This is a genomic window from Nocardia wallacei, assembly GCF_029868745.1.
GTDB lineage: Bacteria > Actinomycetota > Actinomycetes > Mycobacteriales > Mycobacteriaceae > Nocardia > Nocardia wallacei_B.
Genome location: NZ_JARWOP010000279.1, coordinates 13278 through 31473 on the forward strand (window position 1 = coordinate 13278; position 18196 = coordinate 31473).

The following is an 18196-nucleotide window of genomic DNA, read 5'->3' on the forward strand; positions in this document are numbered from 1 at the left end:
CTCAGACAGAAGGTGCCCGTTGGACGACTCGGTTGCAGCAGACCAGAACCACGTGCTCGAGTTCCGGCTACCCGATCTCGGTGAGGGTCTGACCGACGCCGAACTGGTGTCGTGGGCGGTGGCCGTCGGCGATCGGGTGGAACTGAACCAGACCATCGCCGAGGTCGAGACCGCCAAGGCGCAGGTGGCGCTGCCCAGCCCGTTCGCCGGCGAGGTGCTGGAGCTGCTGGCACAGCCAGGCGACACCGTGCCGGTCGGCGCGCCGCTGATCCGGGTCGCCACCGAGTACCAGGCCGCCGCGCCGCAGACCCCGCCCGCCGAGCGGCAATCGGTGCTGGTCGGCTACGGCCCCGAGGGCGAGACCGTCTCTCGCCGTGCCCGCCCGGCCGCGAAAACCCCTGTGGTGCATGCTGATCCCGCGCTCACCTACCCGGAGATCCCCGGCCGTCCCCCGGCCACGCCCGCCGCCCGGAAGCTGGCCCGCGAACTCGGCATCGATATCTCCTTCGTCGCCGGTTCGGGCCCCGGCGGCGCGGTGACCGTCGACGATGTGCGGCATGCGGTGCCGGTGTCGCAGCCGCCCGCCCGGATCCAGCCCGAACCCGGCACGGAATCCGACGACGCACCACGCCCGAGCAAACCGCCGGTGCCGACGATGCGCCCGGACGGCGGCATCATCCGCCCCACCCCGTCCGCGCGGGAGACCCGCACCGCGGTCAGCGGGGTCCGCAAGCGCACCGCCACGGCCATGGTGACCAGCGCCCGCACCATCCCGCAGGCCAGCGCGTTCGCCACCACGGATTTCACCGCGTCGATGGAACTACTGGACCACCTGCGCAGCACCGAATCCTTCAGCGGACTCACCCTGACGCCGCTGGCCCTGGTGGCGAAGGCGACCCTGGCCGCGATGGCCGAATTTCCCGAGATCAACTCGTGGTGGGACGACGAGCGCAAGGAGATCGTCACCAAGCACTACGTCAACCTGGGCATCGCGGTGGCCACCGACCGCGGCCTGCTGGTGCCGAACGTCAAGGAGGCGCAGACGCTGAGCATGCGCGAGCTGTGCCGGGAGATCGGCTGGCTGGCCGACGTCGCCCGGACGGGCAGCGCCCGGCCCGCCGATCTGCGCGGGGGCACGTTCACCATCACCAATGTCGGCGTGTTCGGCGTCGATACCGGTGTGCCGCTGGTGAATCCGGGCGAAGCCGCGATCCTGTGCCTGGGCTCGATCCGCAAGCAGCCCTGGGTCTATCGCGACGAGCTGGCCGTCCGCTGGGTCACCACGCTGGGCCTGAGCTTCGACCATCGCATGATCGACGGCGAACTGGGCGCGCGGTTCCTCTCGACGGTGACCTCACTGCTGGAGGATCCGCTCACGCTGCTGGGCCGGGTGTGATCAGTCGGTGACGAGTTGTGTTGCGGCACTGCGGATCACGTCCGGGATCTCGACCGGTTTGCGGGTCTGCTCGTCGACGTAGACGTGCACGAACGTGCCCGTGGCCGCCAACTCCAGCGCGTCGCCGTCCTCGCGGAAGATGGCCAGGCCGTAGGTGATGCTGGTGCGGCCGAGCCGGGTGATCCGCAGGCCCACCCGCAGCCGGTCGGGAAAGCTGAGTGAGCCGTGGAACCGGCAGGATGTCTCCGCGACCACGCCGATGGCGGGCAGGTCGCGGATATCGGTGCCGGTGGCGTGGATCAGCCAGGCGTTGACCGCGGTGTCGAAGTACGAGTAGTACGTCACGTTGTTGACGTGCCCGTAGTGGTCGTTGTCCGCCCAGCGGGTCGGCATCGGCCAGAGCACCGGATAGTCCTGCTGCGTCGTCACCCGGCCGACAATAGCCAGGCCGCCGCCCGAACCGGTCAGCGCCCGGCGGAGGATGCCCGCGCGAGGGCGTCGGTCCCGCGTTCGGCCGACATCCCGCTCTGCCGGTGCTCGCGCGGGCTGCGGCCGTAATGCCGCTTGAACGCCGTGCTCAGCGCGAAGGCGCTGCCGTAGCCGACGCGCCGGGCGATGGACTCGACCGTGGCGTCGGAATCTTGCAGCAGATCCGCGGCCAGGGCCAGACGCCAGTCGGTGAGGAAGGCCATCGGCGGCTCTCCGACCAGATCGGTGAAACGCCGCGCGAGCGCCGCCCGAGACACGCCGACCTCGGTGGCCAGCGCGGCGACCGTCCAGGGGTGCGCCGGATTGTTCTGCAGCAGGCGCAGGGCCTTGCCCACCAGCGGATCCGCGTAGGCGTGGTACCAGGCCGGCGCGTCGTTACGGGAGAACCAGGCGCGCAGGGTGGCGATGAGCAGCAGATCCAGCAGGCGATCCAGCATGGCGCCCTGCGCCGGTCGATCCTTGGCGCTCTCCTCGACCAGCAGATCCAGTACCGGACTGTCGAGTTCGGCCCGGGGCAGCACGATCAGCGGTGGCAGGGCGCGCAGCAGGCGGCGGCTGGCGGCGCTCTCCTGCTCGTAGGTGCCGGTGACGAGCATGGTCGCGGCGTCCGGATTCGGGCCCCAGCCGCGCACCCCGAGATTCCACACCTCGCACAGCACCTCGCCCTCGGGCGTCGTGGTGATCTGGCCGGGGTTGATGTACACCTGCGGCGCCGTGGCCGGATCGTCGGCGACGGTGTAATGGTCGGGGCCGCGAATGATCGCCACGTCGCCCTCGCGCAGCTGCCGGGGCGCGGTCGTGCCGGTGCCTGGGAAGCCGACGCGGCACAGTTGCGCCGATTCCGCGCTGCCCGCGCCGCTGTGGGGATCCGGGAGCACCCAGCCACTGCCCCGGACCAGCGCCACCACCGTCAGCGGCGACTCGTCCCGGACACGGAGCGACCAGGGCGGGTCGAGCAGCGACCGCATGACGAACGCGCCACGCGCCCGCGGGCCCTCGAGCAGGCTTTCCAGCGGATCCACCCTCAAACCTTGGCAGATGACCAGGGGCTTCTCAACCCCGGTGCGTCCGTCCGCCCGCGACCCTGATTTTGCGGGCCGGAACTTGTCGGTGCCCCGCCCTAGAATCGAAGCGAAACCGGTTGAACCGGGACACTATTCGGCACCTGCCCGCCGGCGTCGACGAGGCCGTGGGCGGCAGGGCAACGGGGAGCTGCCGGGCAAGGCCGCGGGTGCGGCCGTGCCGGTACCGTCGAATCAATGGCTGCTTCGACGCTCGCTCCCCCGGTCCGGATGGCCCGCGCCGCGGTCTTCGTGGTGTTCGGGCTCAACGGGTTTCTGGCCGCCATGTGGGTGGTGCACATCCCGGCGATCACCGAGCGCACCCACGTGTCGAACGCGACGCTGGGCATGCTGATCCTGCTCATGGCGGGCAGCGGCATCGTCGGTATGCAGGCCGCCGGCCCGCTGGCCGACCGCTTCGGCAGTCGTGTGCTGGTGGCCGCGGCGGCGTGCTGGCTGTCGGTGGCGGTGCTCGGCCCGGGGCTGGCGACGAACCCGTGGTCGCTGGCCGTGGCGCTGGCGGCCTTCGGCTTCGGCAACGGCGCGCTGGACGTGTCGATGAATACCCAAGCCGTCCAGGTCGAACGCGAATACCCGCGGCCGATCATGTCGGCCTTCCACGCGCTGTTCTCCTGCGGCGGCCTGGCCGGTTCGCTGGTCGGCGCCGCGGCCCTGCACCGCGACTGGGATCCGCGCGCGACGCTGACCCTCGCGGGAGCGATCGGACTCGCCCTGACAGCAGGGTGCACGAAAAGACTGCTCCCCCACACCGGACCCCCACCGCACGCAACCGCACCGGCCGATTCCCCACCAGCAAGCACACCGGCCACAACCACACAGAGCGACACTCCACCCGCAAGCACACCGGCCAACACCTCCTCCGCAAGCACATCGGCCACAAGCACACCGGGCGACACTCCACCCGCAAGCGCACCGGCCAACACCTCCTCCGCAAGCACGCCGGTCACAAGCGCACCGAGCGGCACCCCACCCGCGAGCGCACCGGCCGATATCCCACGCGGGAGCGCGCTGCCGGTCAGTCCATCGGACGACTCCCCCGCGCCGCGCCGATTCCGCGCGTCCCGCAAGGTATTCGCGCTCGCCGCCGTCGCGTTCGCGCTGCTGATGACCGAGGGGGTGGCCAACGACTGGAGTGCGTTGCAGTTGCGCGAGCATCTCGGGGCGGACGAGGCGACCGCGGCGCTGGCGTTCGGCGCGTTCTCCACGACGATGACCGTCGGACGGTTCGGCGCGGATCGGGTCAGCGGGCGCTACGGACCGGTCGCGGTGGTCCGCTGGGGGGCGCTGCTGGCCGCCGCCGGACTGGTGCTGATCATCGCCTCGATGTGGGTGCCGCTGACCTTGTGCGGCTGGGCGCTGCTGGGTATCGGGCTCGCCGGCGGTGTACCCCAGATCTTCAGCGCCGCAGGCAATCTGGGTACAACGACGGCCGCGACCGACATGTCGCGGGTGTTCAGCCTCGGATATCTCGGCTTCCTCGCGGGGCCGTCGGTCATCGGCTGGCTGTCCGAGCCCACCTCGCTGACCACCGCCCTGATCTTTCCGCTCGTACTGGTGGTGCTGTGCGCGTGCTTCGCGTCAATAGTTGACCCCGAGGACAAAAACTCGTAGGGTCGGTCACATGGCCAGACCGCGCAATTTCGAACCGGAGACGGTGATCGATCTGGCGATGGAGACGTTCTGGACCCACGGCTACGCCAACACCTCCCCGGCGCAGCTCGCCGAGTGCACGGGCATCGGAAAAGGCAGCCTGTACAACACTTTCGGCAGCAAACGGGAACTGTTCGCCCGCGTCCTCGAGCGCTACGACCGGATGGGCTCCGAGCTGGCGGCCGAGTTCATGTCCCGGCCCGGCGGCACGCACGAATGCCTGCGCGCGTTCCTGCGCTTCCTCGTCGACACCGACACGTCCCAGCCCGTCCGGCGCGGCTGCCTGGCGGTGAACACGGCCACCGAGTTCGCCGCCCAGGACCCGGAGATCACCGCGGCCGTCCGGGCGATGCAGGAACACACCACGGCCGCCTTGGCCGCCCGCATCGACCAGGGCCGCCGCGACGGCGATGTGCCGCGCGACACCGACCCCCGGGCGGCCGCGGAATTCCTCATGAACACCATCGTCGGCCTGCGAGTACTGGCCAAGACCAACGACATTCGCACCCTGCACCGGATCATCGAGACCGCACTGACCACGATCTGACACCCCCGCCGCGCCACGCGGCCCTTCTTCCTGTCCTAGTTTTTGACCCGTAGTTCAAGAAAGGACCATCTCATGGAACTCGACCTGACCGGCAAGACCGCCGTCGTCACCGGCGCCGGCCGCGGCATCGGACTGGCCGTCGCCGAAGCGCTGACCGCGGAGGGCGTGCGCGTGGTGGGCGCCGCGCGCACCATTACACCGGAACTCGAAAAGGCCAGTGTCGCAGCCGTTTCGGCGGATCTCGGGACGGCCGACGGCGCGACCGCGTTGATCGACGCCGCCCTGACCGAGCTGGGCGGCATCGACATTCTGGTCAACAATGTCGGCGGCGGTGACGCGGATCGTTTGGGGCTCGGCGGATTTCTCGACGTCTCCGACGAGCAGTGGCGAATCCTGTTCGACCTCAACCTGTTCAGCGCGGTCTGGGCCACCCGGGCGGCGCTGCCGAGCCTGCTGGAGCGTCGGGGCGCGATCGTCAACGTGTCCTCGATCAACGCCCATCTCCCGGCGGCCGGTCCGGTCGGCTACAGCGAGGCGAAGGCCGCGCTCTCCAATCTCGGCAAGCGGCTCAGCGAGGAGTTCGGGCCGCGCGGCGTACGGGTCAACACCGTGTCCCCCGGCGTGGTGGGCACCCCGCTGTGGCGGGATCCGAGCGGTTTCGGCGCCAAACTCGCCGAGTCGCAGGGTATTTCGCACGAGCAGCTGCTGGCGAGCATCGGCGAGCAGTTCGGCATCGCTTCCGGCCGGATCTCCGAGCCCGAGGAGGTCGCGGCGCTGATCGCGTTCCTGGTGTCGCCCCGGGCCGCCAATATCGTCGGCGCCGACTACGTCATCGACGGCGGCACAGTGAAGACCGCGTGAGCCGCAACCCGCTACAGTGCGGGAATGTTCGACAATCGCCGTCTCGAGCGCCTCGAGCGCAAACTCGATCTGATCATGCGTCACTTGCAGATCACCGACCCCGACGCGCCGCAGCACATCTCCTCGACCGTCGCGCCGGGCGAAGGAATCCGGAACGCGGAGATCGATGAATTGCTGGCGCAGGGGAAGAAGATCCAGGCCATCAAGGTCTACCGAGACCTTCATCCCGAACTGGGGCTGAAGGAGGCCAAGGACGCCATCGAGGCGCGCGAGCGGCGATACTTCTGAGCCGGGCCCGCGCTACCGGGTCTCGGTCCGGTGGAACGACAACTCGGGCCACGGCGGGCGGCGCAGCACCGCGAGCGTGGCGAGGGTGGCCGACACCAGGCCCGTCAGCACCGCGATGAGGGCGATCCGGCCCTCGTCGACGGCGGGCCTCCAGGTCACCTCGCCCGCGTGCACCACGAATACGCCGACGGGACGCAGCCCGGGCCGGAACAGGCCAGGCCGGGCCACCGTGATCACCGTGGACCCGTCCGGCGTCTCGTGCGGGACGCCGTAGACCAGCGAAGCGTCGACGGTCACCGGAAGATCGTGCTTCTCGCGCAGCGTCATTCCCGCCCTTTCGATCAGCGCGGCGAGCCGACCTCGACGCGGTGAGCCATACCCGGCCAGCGTAACGCCGCGCGACTCGGCCCGACAGCGTCAACTCCAGCAGCGGCAGCCGAATTCGCTGACGGCACAAGCCCGCTGTGCCCGGCGGGACCCGCATCGGCATGATGGTGATCATGACCGATTACCCCAACGGGCTGCTGACGGCGGCCGACTATCAGGTGCGGCTGCAGCAGGCGGCCGACTCGATGGTCGCGGCGATACAGGCGGGACCGCTGGACGCGATCGTGCCGGCTTGCCCGGGCTGGACCCTTCGCGACCTCGTCGTCCATGTCGGCGAGGTGCATCAGTGGGCGCGCGCCAATATCACCGACCTCGAGCGAGCGCCCCGGCACACCGCTGTCCCGCCGAGCCCCGACGAGGACCTGTCTGCTTGGTACCGGCGCTGTTTCGACGAACTGGCCGAGGTCCTGGAGTCGACCGATCCGTCGGCGCCCGCTTGGACCATGCAGCCGTCGAACCGCACGGCCGGGTTCTGGTCGCGCCGGCAGTGCCACGAACTCGCCATGCACGTCGTCGATGCCCGGCAGGCGCAGAACGCGGTCACGTACTACGAACCCGATCTCGCCGTCGACGGGCTGTCGGAGATCTTCGACGTGTGGGTGTACCGCCGGTCGGCTTGGCGGGTGCCGCCCGTGGATCTGGCTGCGCCGGTTGAGGTTTCCTGCACCGACCGGGACGCACGCTGGGTGCTGACGCCGACCGGTTCCGCCGAACCACCGGAGTACGAGGCGTTCGGGCCGACCCCGCCGGCGACGGCGCCCGCGCCCGCGGCGGTGGTCCGGGCAGAATCGGCACAGCTGCTGCTGATGTTCTGGGGACGCGCCGATCGGTCGTCGGTCAGCATCGACGGCGACCCGGAACTGGTCCGGCGACTGCTGGATTCACGCATCACGCCCTGATCGGTCCGGAAAAGGCAACGGCCCGCACCCCTTTCGGTAGTGCGGGCCGCTGCATATCCGGAATGCCTACAGCGCCTTGAGTTCCTCGGTGACCGCGCCGACGGACTTCTTCGCGTCGCCGAACAGCATGGAGGTGTGGTCGGCGTAGAACAGCGGGTTGTCGATGCCCGCGAAACCGGAGTTCATCGACCGCTTCAGCACGATCACGCTCCTGGCCTGATCGACGTTGAGCACCGGCATGCCGTAGATCGGGCTCGAAGAGTCCTCCCGCGCGGCCGGGTTGGTGACGTCGTTGGCGCCGATCACCAAAGCCACATCGGTGCGGGAGAATTCGCCGTTGATGTCGTCCATTTCCTTGAGCGCGTCGTAGGACACCTCCGCCTCGGCCAGCAGCACGTTCATATGGCCGGGCATGCGGCCCGCGACCGGGTGAATGGCGTACTTGACCTCGACGCCCTTGGCCTCGAGCAGGTTCGCCATCTCCTTGACCGCGTGCTGGGCCTGGGCCACGGCCATGCCGTAGCCGGGGACCACGATGACCTGATTGGCGTAGGCCATCTGAATCGCGGCATCGGCGGCGCTGGTGGCCTTGGCCTGCTTCTGTTCGCCGCCACCCGCCCCGGGAGCCGTTCCGCCGCCGCCGAATCCGCCCGCCACGATCGCCGGGATGGAGCGGTTCATGGCCTTGGCCATCAGGTTGGTCAGAATCGAACCGGACGCGCCGACGATCATGCCGGCCACGATCATGGCGGTGTTGTTCAGCGCCAGACCCGCTGCCGCGGCGGACAATCCGGTCAGCGCGTTCAGCAGCGAGATGACCACGGGCATGTCGGCGCCGCCGATGGGCAGCACTACCATCAGCCCGAGCACCGCGGCCAGCACGAGCAACAGCACCATCCACCAGCCCGGCGCACCGTCGCCGGTGGCGCCGACGCCGATCACCACTGCCGCCGCGACGGCGCCGAGCAGCAGCAGAATGTTCACGGGCTGCTGGAGTTTTCCGGCGCCGATCGGCTTGCCGGGCAGGATCTCCTGGAGCTTGCCGAACGCGATCAGCGAGCCCCAGAACGAGATCGAGCCGATGATCGCCGCGAACAGCGACGCCACCACGATGTGCACGGTCGGCTCTTCCGGGATGCGCGAAAAGCCTTCGGTATTCAGGAATTCCGACCACGCGATGAGTGCGACGGTACCGCCGCCGACACCGTTGAACGCGGCCACCAACTGCGGCATCGCCGTCATCTTGGTGAACTTCGCCGGCGGCACACCGAGCACCACACCGACGACCAGGCCCGCGACGATCAGAATCCAGTTGCCGGTGTCGCGCACCGCGATCAGGGTCGCGATCACCGCGATACCCATGCCGACCGCGGCGATCCAGTTGCCGCGCACCGCCGTCTTCGGGCCGGTCAGGCCCATCAGGCCGTAGATGAACAGCGCGAACGCGACGATATAGAGAATGTTGACCAGGTTGTCCATGGGTTACTTCCCCGCCTTCGCGTTCGCACCCGCACCGGGCTTCTTGCCCTTGAACATGCCCAGCATCCGGTCGGTCACGACGAAGCCGCCGATGACGTTGAGGGTTCCGAACACCACGGCCACGAACAGAATGATCTGCGTCGCCACCGACGGGTCCTCGACGCGGCCCAGGGTGACCAGCGCACCCAGCACCACGATGCCGTGAATGGCGTTGGTCCCCGACATCAGCGGGGTGTGCAGCGTATTCGGGACCTTCGAGATCACGGCGAAGCCGACGAACCCCGACAGCACCAGAATCGCGATATTGGCCAGCAATTCGGTGTACATCAGCTCTGCTCCTTCTCCGCCTCGCGGGTGACGCAGGAATCGGCGAGCACCTGGTCCTCGAAATCGGGCGCCAGCTTGCCGTCGACCACCATCAGCTCCAGCAGGGCGGCGATGTTCTTCGAGTACAACTCCGAGGCGTGCTCGGGCATGGTCGCGGGCAGATTCAGCGGGGAGGCGATGGTGACTTCGTGCTTGACCACCGTCTCGCCCGGCTCGGTCAGCTCGCAGTTGCCGCCGGTCTCACCGGCCAGGTCCACGATCACGCTGCCGGGCTTCATGCCCTCCACCGCGGCCGCGGTCACCAGCCGCGGCGCGGGCCGCCCGGGGACCAGCGCGGTGGTGATCACCACGTCGAAGCCCTTGATGGCGTCCTCGAGGGCCTGCTGCTGCTTCGCCTTCTCCTCGTCGGTGAGTTCGCGGGCGTACCCGCCCTCACCGGCGGCATCGATGCCCAGATCGAGCCACTGCGCGCCCACCGAGCGGACCTGATCGGCGACCTCGGGCCGCACGTCGTATCCGGTGGTCCGGGCGCCGAGCCGCTTCGCGGTGGCCAGTGCCTGCAGGCCCGCCACACCCACGCCGAGCACCAGCACCGTCGCGGGTTTCACCGTGCCCGCGGCCGTGGTCAGCATCGGGAAGAACCGCGTCGACTCCGACGCCGCCAGCAGCACCGCCTTGTAACCCGACACGTTCGCCTGCGAGGACAACGCGTCCATCGCCTGTGCCCGCGAAATGCGCGGGATCGCCTCCACCGCGAAGGACTGCACTCCCGCGGCCCGCAACGCGCCGATCTTGTTGTCGGCGTTGCGCGGAGCAAGGAACCCGATCAGCGTCTGTCCCGCGGACAGCTTCGCGATCTCGGCATCGCTCGGCGGCGCGACCTTCGCGATCACTTCCGCCGACCACGGGTCGCCGATGGTGGCGCCCGCCTCGACATAGGCCTCGTCGGGGATCAGCGCGCCCAGTCCGGCACCGGACTCGACGACGACCCGCACCCCCAGCTTCTGCAGGGCAGGAACGATCTTCGGCACCAACGCGACGCGTCGCTCGCCGGCGCCCGATTCGCGCACGACTCCGACAGACGTCCCGCGCGGCGCGTCCGCGTCTGCGCTTTGCGTTGTCTCCACTGGTCAACTTCCTTACTCGTGGTGGCAGCTGGCCCCCGACACCATGGTGGGCCGCTGTGCCCGGTCAAGTTTTCCGGAACTTACTTTTCAGTAGGTTCCAGCGAATCCTCGCAACTGTACCCGGCACGCGGTGAGCGTAGCCGAGATCAACGTCACATGGTGAGGGTGCATTCCTCCCTATTGCCGGAATTAAGGGGTACGCCGCAGGCCGGAGAATCGCCGAGGCCGCGGGCTGTCACCGAGCGGTCGTACGCCGTAATGTCGGGCGAGTGAGTGGCTGTATCTTCTGCGGCATCGTCGCGGGCACCGCACCGGCGACCAAGGTCTACGAGGACGAGACCCTGTGCGCGTTCCTCGACATCCGGCCCATCACCCGCGGGCACACGCTGGTGATCCCCAAGCAGCACGCCACGAACCTGGACGATCTGGAGCATGAACTCGGCGCGCGGATCTTCACCCTCGGGCACCGCCTCGCCAAGGCGCTGCGCCGCAGCGATCTCGCCGCGGACGGCGCGAATCTGCTGCTGAACGACGGCAAGTCGGCCTTCCAGACGGTGCATCACGTCCACCTGCACGTGGTGCCGCGCCGGCGGGGCGACCTGTTCACCTTCGCCCGCGGCTTCGTGCTGCGCCGTCCGCACGAACCCGCGGCCACCGCCGCCGCCATCCGCGCCGGACTGGACCGGCTCGATACCGAGGAGAGGGAGACTCGCGCATGAGCACGCCGCCACCGAATCACGCCGAACTCACCGCCGCGCTGTCCGAGCAGTGGGACGCGCTGGCCCGGCTGGTCGCCGAGCTGGACGAAAAGGCTTGGCGCACACCGACAGCGCTACCCGGCTGGACCGTTTTCGACGTCATCGCCCACGTCATCGGCATCGAATCCATGCTGCTGGGCCTGCCGGCTCCGCGGCTCGACACCGACGTGCGCGGATTCGAGCACGTGCGCAACGAGATCGGCGCGCTCAACGAGGTCGCGATCGAGTCGCGGCGCGGTCGGTCCGGCGCCGAGTTGCTCGGTGAATTCCGCGAGGTGACCGACCAGCGGCGGAAAGCCTTGGCGGAGACGAGCGCCGACGCCTGGGCCGCACTCACCGAATCCCCCGTCGGCACCGTGCCTTACGGGCGATTCATGCGGGTCCGGTTGTTCGACTGCTGGATGCACGAGCAGGATATCGCCGACGCCCTCGGCGTCACCGTGGACGAGGGCGGGCCGCGCGCGGAGTTCGCCTTCGCCGAGCTGATTCCCACCATCGGCCGCGCGGTGGTGAAAAAGGCGCAGGCGCCGGACGGTGCACAGCTCACCATCGCGCTCACCGGTCCCGTGACCCGGCAGCTGCACATCGTCGTGGACGGCCGCGCCGAGCTGGTCGACGCCCTGGACGGTCCCGCGACCGTGACCATCGAGCTGTCCTCCGGGCTGTTCGCCCGCTTGCGCGGCGGGCGCACCGACGCCGACGCCCACCTCGACGAATTCACCATCGTCGGCGACAAGGAACTGGGCGACCGGCTGATCCGCAACCTCGCCTTCACCATCTGAGATGCGACTGTTCCTGTCCAGCTACAGATTCGGCGCGCATTACGACCGGCTCGCCGCGTTGATCGGCATGCCCGGCCGGGTGGCGGTGATCCCGAACGCCTGTGACGCGTGGCCCGCGATGTGGCAGGGCGCCGTCAGCAGTGACGTGAATCCCTTGCGGCGGTTGGGTTTCCGGCCAGACGTGGTCGATCTGCGCGAATACGTCGGGCGGCCGGAGGAATTGGAGCAGGTCCTGCGCGGCTACCCGATGCTGTGGGTGCGAGGGGGTAATACGTTCGTACTGCGCGCCCAATTCGCCCGCAGCGCGGCCGATCTGGTGCTTGCCCGGCTGCTCGCCGAGGACGCGCTGGTCTACGCCGGCTACAGCGCGGGGGCGTGCCTACTCACGCCGGACCTGCACGGCCTGGAGGAGGCCGACGACCCGGACGAGGTCCTCCCCGCCTGTGGCATCGAAACCCGCTGGGACGGGCTGGGTTTGGTGGACCACCGCATCGTCCCGCATGTGAACTCCCCCGGCACCGATCCTGACGGCTGTGGCGACCGTCTCGCCGCGCACTTCCGCGCCGAAGGGGTCCCGCACTGGGCGCTCACCGACGACGACGCGGTGATCGTCGATGGCGAGCGGATCGACGTGCTGACGTCGGATAACACTCCCCCTGGGGCGCAGTAGCTTTCGCCGCCACCACCCGCCGGACCGCGTCCTCGAGCCACGAGCGCCACGCCTCGGGGTCGTCGTCCCCGCCGATCACGAAGCGGGCCGACTGCGGGAGCGCCTCGCGATAGTTGATCATGCCGGTCAGCAGGGTGAGCAGGTAGCCGGCAGGACTCGAATCTCCTTCCGTCCCAACCACTGTCGCCCCTGCCGGACCGGCGCCGTACGCCGCGCGGTGGCGGGTGCTGCCGGTGGTGCTGAGCGCCGTATTCATGGCGATGTTCGACTGGTTCGTGGTCAATGTCGCGGCCTCCTCGCTGCAAACCGACCTGCACGCCGGGGAGGCCGCGCTGGAGCTGATCGTCGGCGGTTACGGCTTCGCCTTCGCCTCCGGCCTGATCACCGGCGGGCGACTCGGCGACCTGCACGGTCATCGCCGGTTGTTCGCGATCGGCATGGTCGCCTTCGCGGCCGCCTCACTGCTGTGCGGACTCGCGCCCAACGCCTGGGCGCTGGTGGTGTTCCGCGTCCTGCAGGGCGGGACGGCGGCGCTGATGGTGCCGCAGATGCTGGCGCTGATCAACACCATGTTCCCGGCCGCCGAGCGGCCGCGGGCGATGGCCGCCTACGGCGCGACCATCGGCACCGGCGCGGTCGCCGGGCAGGTACTCGGCGGCGTACTGCTGGACGCCGACCTGTTCGGCATGGCCGCGGGTGTCCTCACCACCGCCAAGCAGTTCGGCAATGCCGTCGGCGCCACGGTCCTCGGCACCATCTTCTTCTCGGTCCTCGGATCCGCAAGCGGCACCGGCGATTACGTGACCGCCATGCAAGCAGCCGCCCTGGCGGGGCTCGTCGTCCTGGCCATTGTGTTGGCGGCCGCCTTCACGTTGCCGCGGCGTGCCACCCACTGATCACCTTGCCCCGTCATCCCGGCGAAGAGCATGCCGGAATGACGGGATGAAACGCGCTGGCGGGACCGCACTTACAGATACAGGCCGGTGCCGTGTTCCGGGCGTTCGCTCGCCACGGCGTGCAGGTCGCGTTCGCGCAGGACGAGGTACGGGTGGCCTTGGACCTCCACCTCGAACTGGTCCTCGGCGCTGAACAGGACCCGATCGCCGACCGCGACGCTGCGCACGTGCGAGCCCACGCCGGACACCTCGCCCCAGATGAGCCGCTTGGCCACCTGCGCCGTGGCCGGAATCAGAATGCCTCCGCTGCTGCGTCGCTCACCGGGCTCCTGCGCCACGCGCACCATGACCCGATCGTGCAGCATCTGGATCTCTAGCTTGGCATCGGACACCGCGGCAGTGTACCGGCACCGGACGACGTAGTTTCGGGGGTGTGGATCCGAACATCCTCGCCGCGCAGCTTCCCGACGGCGTGCTCGTCACCGACCCGGACGTCCTCACTGGATATCGCCAGGACCGCGCGCTCGACCCCGCCGCGGCCATGCCGGCCGCGCTGCTCCGCCCGCGCACGACCGAGCAGGTCGCGACCATCCTGCGGTGGGCGCACGAACACCGGGTTCCGGTCGTGCCGCGGGGCGCGGGCACCGGCCTGTCGGGCGGGGCGACGGCACAGGCAGGGGCCCTGCTGCTCAGCACCGAACGCATGCGCGACATCACGGTCGACCCGGTGACCCGCACCGCGGTGGTCCAGCCCGGCCTGCTGAACGCCGAGGTCAAGCGGGCCGTCGCGGAACACGGCCTGTGGTATCCGCCGGATCCGTCCTCGTTCGAGATCTGCTCGATCGGCGGCAATGCCGCCACCAACGCCGGTGGGCTGTGCTGCGTGAAGTACGGCGTCACTACCGATTACGTCCTCGGCATGGAGGTGGTGCTGGCCGACGGCACCCCCGTGCACCTGGGCGGTCCGCGATTGAAGGACTCCGCGGGCCTGGCCCTGACGAAACTGTTCGTCGGCAGCGAGGGCACCCTCGGGGTGATCACCGAACTCACCCTGCGCCTGCTGCCCGCACAACCGCCGCAGAGCACGGTGGTCGCGTCGTTCGCGACGCTGACCGCCGCGACCGACGCGATCCTCGCCGTCACGGCCCGGCTGCGCCCGTCGATGCTGGAGTTCATGGACGCGGTGGCGATCAACGCCGTCGAGGACGAACTGCGGATGGGCCTGGACCGTTCGGCCGCGGGGCTGCTGGTGGCCCGCTCCGACGCACCCGGCCGCTACGCCGCCGAGGAGGCCGCCGTCATCGTCGCCGCCTGCGAGCAGGCCGGTGCCACAGAGGTTTTCAGCACCGAGGACCCGGAGGAGGGCGAAGCCTTCACCGCCGCACGGCGATTCGCCATACCCGCGGTGGAACGCAAAGGGCCGCTACTGCTCGAGGACGTCGGGGTGCCGCTGCCGCGGCTCGGCGAGCTGATCACCGGCATCGCCGAGATCGCCGCCCGTCGCGACGTGCTGGTGTCGGTGATCGCGCACGCCGGCGACGGCAACACCCACCCGCTGATCGTGCACGACCCGGCCGATGCCGACCAGAGCGCCCGCGCCCATCAGGCCTTCGGAGAGATCATGGACCTGGCCATCGCGCTGGGCGGCACCATCACCGGCGAGCACGGCGTGGGCAGGCTGAAGAAGGCGTGGCTGCCCGATCAGCTCGGCCCGGACGTGATGGCGCTGACCCGCCGCGTCAAGGACGCGCTGGACCCGCACGGCATCCTGAACCCGGGCGCCGTGCTGTAGGACTGGAACAACAGCCGCCATCGAGGAGTTTTACCGACCATGACCACCAGGTTCGAGCACAATGTCGAGGCCACCCGCTACGAGGTCTACCTCGACGACACCCTCGCCGGTTACGCCGACTACAGCGAGCGGACCACCGGCGATCGGAAGGTCCGGGATTTCCAGCACACGCTGACGTTCCCCGAATTCCGCGGGCGGGGCGTGGCGGCTCAGGTCGTGGAATTCGCCCTGCGCGATACGCGCGAGGCGGGATTCGCCGTCGTACCCACCTGCTGGTACGTCGAGCAGTTCATCGGCGAGCATCGCGAATACGCCGATCTGGTCGCGTAGTTCCGCACCGACCGGCTAGTTCCGGGCGGGCGAGCCGCCCTTCGCGGGACTCTTGCGCCGCCACACCAGAAACTGCCGGTCGGTCACGCTCCCCATCGCCTCCACCACTTTGGTGTTGTCGAAACCCGGCAGCCGTTGCAGCCGGACCAGGAAACCGGAGTCGGCCGCCGAATGCGGCACCACACAGCCGTTACCCTTCGCGCCGATCAACACGAAAAAGACATCGTCGGCGAACGGTCCGTCCGCCGTGGTGATGATCCGCACCTCCGTAAGATCGTGCCACGCAACCTCTTCGATCCGTCCGTTGTCCAGCGTGCGCCGGACGAATCTGTCGTTGATCTCGACGCCGGCCATGCCTCAATAGTGCTCCGTGCACGGCCGGTCCGATAGCCCTAATTCGCCCGATTGCGACTGAAATTACCGATGTAAGAACAGATCTGGGCGGTCGAGATTCACCGGAGGATTGCGCGCGACATGACCATGCGCTGAATCTGGTTGGTGCCCTCGTAGATCTGCGTGATCTTGGCATCGCGCATCATTCGCTCGACCGGGAAGTCGGTGGTGTAACCGGCGCCGCCGAACAACTGCACGGCATTCGTGGTGACCTCCATCGCCACATCCGAGGCGAAACACTTCGACGCCGCGGAGATGAAACCTAGGTTCTTCTCGCCGCGCTCGGCGCGGGCCGCGGAGGTGTAGACCATCAGTCGCGCGGCCTCCACCTTCATGGCCATATCGGCGAGCATGAACTGGGTGTTCTGGAAATCGGCGATCGCCTTGCCGAACTGCTTGCGGTCCTTGGTGTAGGCGATCGCGGCGTCCAGCGCGCCCTGCGCCAGGCCCACGGCCTGCGCGCCGATGGTGGGGCGGGTGTGGTCGAGCGTCTCGAGGGCGGTCTTGAAGCCGGTGCCCTCGGCGCCGATGATCCGGTCGCCCGGGATGCGGCAGTTCTCGAAGTACAGCTCCGCGGTCGGCGAGCCCTTGATGCCCAGCTTGTGCTCGAGCGGGCCGACGACGAAGCCCGGGTCGTCCTTGTGCACCATGAACGCCGAGATGCCGTTGGCGCCCTTGTCCGGATCGGTCACCGCCATCACGGTGTACCAGGTGGACTGGCCGCCGTTGGTGATCCAGCACTTGGAGCCGTTGATCACCCAGTCGTCGCCGTCGCGGCGGGCCCGGGTGCGCATGCTCGCGGCGTCGGAGCCGGCCTCCCGCTCGGACAGGCAGTAGGAGGCCATCTTCCCGTCGACGAGGTCGGCGAGCACCTGGTGCTTGAGTTCCTCCGAGCCCTTCAGGATCAGGCCCATGGTGCCGAGCTTGTTGACCGCCGGGATCAGCGACGACGAGCCGCACACCCGCGCGACCTCCTCGATCACGATGCAGGTCGCGACCGAGTCGGCGCCCTGGCCGCCGTAGGTCTCAGGGACGTGCACGGCGTTGAACCCGGCGGCGTTGAGCGCGTCCAGGGCCTCCTGCGGGAATCGGGCCTGCTCGTCGACGGCCTTCGCGTGCGGCGCGATCTCCTTCTCGGCCAGGCCGCGGATGGCCTCGCGCAGTTCGTTGTGGATGTCGTCGAGTTTGAACAGGTCGAAGTCGGGATTGCCCGCCATGGGTTCACTCCTGGTCGTCGGGTCGGAATCGCCTGGTTCCGCAAATCGTCAGCAGGTCGGCACTCAGTGCCATCGAGGATTGAGTATACGCCGCGATATCGCAGCCACATGCGCCTATGTCCGGCAGATCACCTGGCACTGAGTGTCACTTGGGCGACCCAGCGCCGTCCCTACAGGTTACCGAGCCGATGCGACAGCAGGTCGGCAACCCGGCGGGGTGGCATGTCCCGCGGAAACACCGCCACCACCAGCTCCTCCGACTGCTCCCGCCCGGCCCGCGGGATCGCGGCCAGCGCCGCGCGCAGGTCCGACGCGGCGGCCTCGCCCTCGCCCCGCACCATGCGGCGCAGCAGATAGTTGTGCGTCGCCGTGACGGCCGCGGTGAACTGGATCAACGTCAGATCCGGCGCCTGCGGCAGCCGCCGCCGCAAATAGTCGGTGAACAGCCGCTCGTACCGGAACACGGTGACGATCTCGCGATCGCGCAGCGCCGGGACTTGACGGACCACCCGGTAGCGCCGCGCGGCCAGCTCGCGCGTCTGGGTGAACCGCTCGAACACCCCGACCACCGCCTCCGCCACCGCATCCCACGGATCACCCTGCGCCGCAGCGAGATACGCCTGCGCCTGCGCCAATTGCGCCTCGTGGTCGGCGAAGACGACATCCTCCTTGGACCGGAACTGCCGGAAGAAGGTGCGCCGCGAGATACCCGCGGCTTCGGCGATCTCGTCGACCGTCGTTGCCTCGTAACCCTTTTCGGCGAACAGCCGCAGTGCGTGATCGACGACGGCGAGCTTGAAACCGGAGTCCCCGGCGGTGCTCATCG

Annotated in this window: 22 protein-coding genes; 12 read left to right on the forward strand and 10 right to left on the reverse strand. The window is 69.1% G+C overall.

Features of this window, described 5'->3' with window-relative positions; genetic code table 11:
* Nucleotides 1-19: 19 nt before the first annotated feature.
* Nucleotides 20-1396: a dihydrolipoamide acetyltransferase family protein gene (locus tag QH470_RS24860; protein WP_280274754.1), complete on the forward strand. Its 1377-nt coding sequence runs from the start codon at nt 20-22 to the stop codon at nt 1394-1396.
* On the opposite strand, the gene QH470_RS24865 is transcribed toward QH470_RS24860, so the two are convergent.
* Together QH470_RS24865 and QH470_RS24870 are read right to left on the reverse strand one after the other, a co-directional pair.
* The gene (locus QH470_RS24865) at nt 1397-1789 is read right to left on the reverse strand and encodes an acyl-CoA thioesterase (RefSeq protein WP_280274784.1); all 393 of its coding nucleotides are present in this window, start codon (nt 1787-1789) and stop codon (nt 1397-1399) included.
* A 71-nt stretch (nt 1790-1860) separates the two neighbouring features.
* Nucleotides 1861-2907: an AraC family transcriptional regulator gene (locus QH470_RS24870; RefSeq protein ID WP_280274755.1), complete on the reverse strand. Its 1047-nt coding sequence runs from the start codon at nt 2905-2907 to the stop codon at nt 1861-1863.
* A gap of 237 nt (nt 2908-3144) precedes the next feature.
* On the opposite strand from QH470_RS24870, the gene QH470_RS24875 reads away from it, so the two are divergent.
* The 4 genes from QH470_RS24875 (at nt 3145) to QH470_RS24890 (ending at nt 6313) form a co-directional block, all read left to right on the forward strand.
* On the forward strand, nt 3145-4578 hold the full coding sequence (locus tag QH470_RS24875) for an MFS transporter (protein ID WP_280274756.1): 1434 nt from the start codon (nt 3145-3147) through the stop codon (nt 4576-4578).
* Between the two features lie 10 nt (nt 4579-4588).
* Entirely contained in the window at nt 4589-5164 is a 576-nt protein-coding gene (locus QH470_RS24880; protein WP_280274757.1) for a TetR/AcrR family transcriptional regulator, read from the forward strand.
* A 72-nt stretch (nt 5165-5236) separates the two neighbouring features.
* Complete coding sequence (locus QH470_RS24885; protein ID WP_280274758.1) at nt 5237-6025, forward strand: oxidoreductase; 789 nt, start codon at nt 5237-5239, stop codon at nt 6023-6025.
* A gap of 24 nt (nt 6026-6049) precedes the next feature.
* Nucleotides 6050-6313, forward strand: coding sequence for a ribosomal protein L7/L12 (locus QH470_RS24890; protein WP_280274759.1), 264 nt, complete (start codon nt 6050-6052; stop codon nt 6311-6313).
* Between the two features lie 12 nt (nt 6314-6325).
* On the opposite strand, the gene QH470_RS24895 is transcribed toward QH470_RS24890, so the two are convergent.
* Entirely contained in the window at nt 6326-6610 is a 285-nt protein-coding gene (locus QH470_RS24895; RefSeq protein ID WP_342213874.1) for a hypothetical protein, read from the reverse strand.
* A gap of 203 nt (nt 6611-6813) precedes the next feature.
* Between QH470_RS24895 and QH470_RS24900 the strand changes: the two genes are divergently transcribed.
* On the forward strand, nt 6814-7599 hold the full coding sequence (locus QH470_RS24900) for a maleylpyruvate isomerase family mycothiol-dependent enzyme (protein WP_280274761.1): 786 nt from the start codon (nt 6814-6816) through the stop codon (nt 7597-7599).
* Between the two features lie 66 nt (nt 7600-7665).
* Here the strand turns inward: QH470_RS24900 and QH470_RS24905 are convergent, their stop codons facing one another.
* From QH470_RS24905 to QH470_RS24915, 3 genes are read right to left on the reverse strand one after another with little or no spacing between them, the layout of a single operon-like run.
* Nucleotides 7666-9078 carry an NAD(P)(+) transhydrogenase (Re/Si-specific) subunit beta gene (locus QH470_RS24905; protein ID WP_280274762.1) on the reverse strand — a complete coding sequence of 471 codons (1413 nt, stop codon included), beginning with the start codon at nt 9076-9078 and terminating at the stop codon, nt 7666-7668.
* Nucleotides 9079-9081: 3 nt separating this feature from the next.
* A complete protein-coding gene (locus QH470_RS24910) occupies nt 9082-9405 on the reverse strand; it encodes an NAD(P) transhydrogenase subunit alpha part 2 (protein WP_280274763.1) in 324 nt (107 codons plus the stop codon).
* Nucleotides 9405-10532 (reverse strand): Re/Si-specific NAD(P)(+) transhydrogenase subunit alpha, encoded by a 1128-nt coding sequence (locus QH470_RS24915; protein WP_280274764.1) that lies wholly within the window; start codon nt 10530-10532, stop codon nt 9405-9407. Before QH470_RS24915 ends, QH470_RS24910 begins: the two co-directional genes overlap by 1 nt.
* Before the next feature lie 269 nt (nt 10533-10801).
* Between QH470_RS24915 and QH470_RS24920 the strand changes: the two genes are divergently transcribed.
* The 4 genes from QH470_RS24920 to QH470_RS24935 all read left to right on the forward strand — a co-directional run bounded on the left by QH470_RS24920 (nt 10802) and on the right by QH470_RS24935 (nt 13638).
* Nucleotides 10802-11251, forward strand: a complete 450-nt coding sequence (locus tag QH470_RS24920; protein WP_280274765.1) for an HIT domain-containing protein — start codon at nt 10802-10804, stop codon at nt 11249-11251.
* Nucleotides 11248-12072 (forward strand): maleylpyruvate isomerase family mycothiol-dependent enzyme, encoded by an 825-nt coding sequence (locus QH470_RS24925; protein ID WP_280274766.1) that lies wholly within the window; start codon nt 11248-11250, stop codon nt 12070-12072. Before QH470_RS24920 ends, QH470_RS24925 begins: the two co-directional genes overlap by 4 nt.
* A gap of 1 nt (nt 12073) precedes the next feature.
* Entirely contained in the window at nt 12074-12742 is a 669-nt protein-coding gene (locus QH470_RS24930; protein ID WP_280274767.1) for a Type 1 glutamine amidotransferase-like domain-containing protein, read from the forward strand.
* A 224-nt stretch (nt 12743-12966) separates the two neighbouring features.
* Entirely contained in the window at nt 12967-13638 is a 672-nt protein-coding gene (locus QH470_RS24935) for an MFS transporter (protein WP_280274768.1), read from the forward strand.
* Nucleotides 13639-13709: 71 nt separating this feature from the next.
* Here QH470_RS24935 and QH470_RS24940 read toward each other — a convergent pair whose 3' ends face one another.
* Nucleotides 13710-14030, reverse strand: coding sequence for a GroES family chaperonin (locus QH470_RS24940; RefSeq protein WP_280274769.1), 321 nt, complete (start codon nt 14028-14030; stop codon nt 13710-13712).
* A gap of 41 nt (nt 14031-14071) precedes the next feature.
* Between QH470_RS24940 and QH470_RS24945 the strand changes: the two genes are divergently transcribed.
* A complete protein-coding gene (locus tag QH470_RS24945; protein ID WP_280274770.1) occupies nt 14072-15430 on the forward strand; it encodes an FAD-binding oxidoreductase in 1359 nt (452 codons plus the stop codon).
* A 39-nt stretch (nt 15431-15469) separates the two neighbouring features.
* A complete protein-coding gene (locus QH470_RS24950; protein WP_280274771.1) occupies nt 15470-15760 on the forward strand; it encodes a GNAT family N-acetyltransferase in 291 nt (96 codons plus the stop codon).
* 15 nt (nt 15761-15775) lie between these two features.
* Here the strand turns inward: QH470_RS24950 and QH470_RS24955 are convergent, their stop codons facing one another.
* From QH470_RS24955 to QH470_RS24965, 3 genes are all read right to left on the reverse strand, one after another.
* Nucleotides 15776-16114 carry a hypothetical protein gene (locus tag QH470_RS24955; protein ID WP_280274772.1) on the reverse strand — a complete coding sequence of 113 codons (339 nt, stop codon included), beginning with the start codon at nt 16112-16114 and terminating at the stop codon, nt 15776-15778.
* Between the two features lie 98 nt (nt 16115-16212).
* Nucleotides 16213-17370: an acyl-CoA dehydrogenase gene (locus QH470_RS24960; protein WP_280274773.1), complete on the reverse strand. Its 1158-nt coding sequence runs from the start codon at nt 17368-17370 to the stop codon at nt 16213-16215.
* 170 nt (nt 17371-17540) lie between these two features.
* On the reverse strand, nt 17541-18194 hold the full coding sequence (locus QH470_RS24965; RefSeq protein ID WP_280274774.1) for a TetR family transcriptional regulator: 654 nt from the start codon (nt 18192-18194) through the stop codon (nt 17541-17543).
* Nucleotides 18195-18196 lie beyond the last annotated feature (2 nt).

What these genes read in the sequence shown, in the direction of transcription:
- QH470_RS24865 (WP_280274784.1), bottom strand. Translation starts at nt 1,789, where the DNA reads ATGCCGACCCGCTGGGCGGACAACGACCACTACGGGCACGTCAACAAC.
- QH470_RS24875 (WP_280274756.1), top strand. Translation starts at nt 3,145, where the DNA reads ATGGCTGCTTCGACGCTCGCTCCCCCGGTCCGGATGGCCCGCGCCGCG.
- QH470_RS24880 (WP_280274757.1), top strand. Translation starts at nt 4,589, where the DNA reads ATGGCCAGACCGCGCAATTTCGAACCGGAGACGGTGATCGATCTGGCG.
- QH470_RS24885 (WP_280274758.1), top strand. Translation starts at nt 5,237, where the DNA reads ATGGAACTCGACCTGACCGGCAAGACCGCCGTCGTCACCGGCGCCGGC.
- QH470_RS24890 (WP_280274759.1), top strand. Translation starts at nt 6,050, where the DNA reads ATGTTCGACAATCGCCGTCTCGAGCGCCTCGAGCGCAAACTCGATCTG.
- QH470_RS24900 (WP_280274761.1), top strand. Translation starts at nt 6,814, where the DNA reads ATGACCGATTACCCCAACGGGCTGCTGACGGCGGCCGACTATCAGGTG.
- QH470_RS24905 (WP_280274762.1), bottom strand. Translation starts at nt 9,078, where the DNA reads ATGGACAACCTGGTCAACATTCTCTATATCGTCGCGTTCGCGCTGTTC.
- QH470_RS24910 (WP_280274763.1), bottom strand. Translation starts at nt 9,405, where the DNA reads ATGTACACCGAATTGCTGGCCAATATCGCGATTCTGGTGCTGTCGGGG.
- QH470_RS24925 (WP_280274766.1), top strand. Translation starts at nt 11,248, where the DNA reads ATGAGCACGCCGCCACCGAATCACGCCGAACTCACCGCCGCGCTGTCC.
- QH470_RS24930 (WP_280274767.1), top strand. Translation starts at nt 12,074, where the DNA reads ATGCGACTGTTCCTGTCCAGCTACAGATTCGGCGCGCATTACGACCGG.
- QH470_RS24950 (WP_280274771.1), top strand. Translation starts at nt 15,470, where the DNA reads ATGACCACCAGGTTCGAGCACAATGTCGAGGCCACCCGCTACGAGGTC.
- QH470_RS24955 (WP_280274772.1), bottom strand. Translation starts at nt 16,114, where the DNA reads ATGGCCGGCGTCGAGATCAACGACAGATTCGTCCGGCGCACGCTGGAC.
- QH470_RS24960 (WP_280274773.1), bottom strand. Translation starts at nt 17,370, where the DNA reads ATGGCGGGCAATCCCGACTTCGACCTGTTCAAACTCGACGACATCCAC.
- QH470_RS24965 (WP_280274774.1), bottom strand. Translation starts at nt 18,194, where the DNA reads ATGAGCACCGCCGGGGACTCCGGTTTCAAGCTCGCCGTCGTCGATCAC.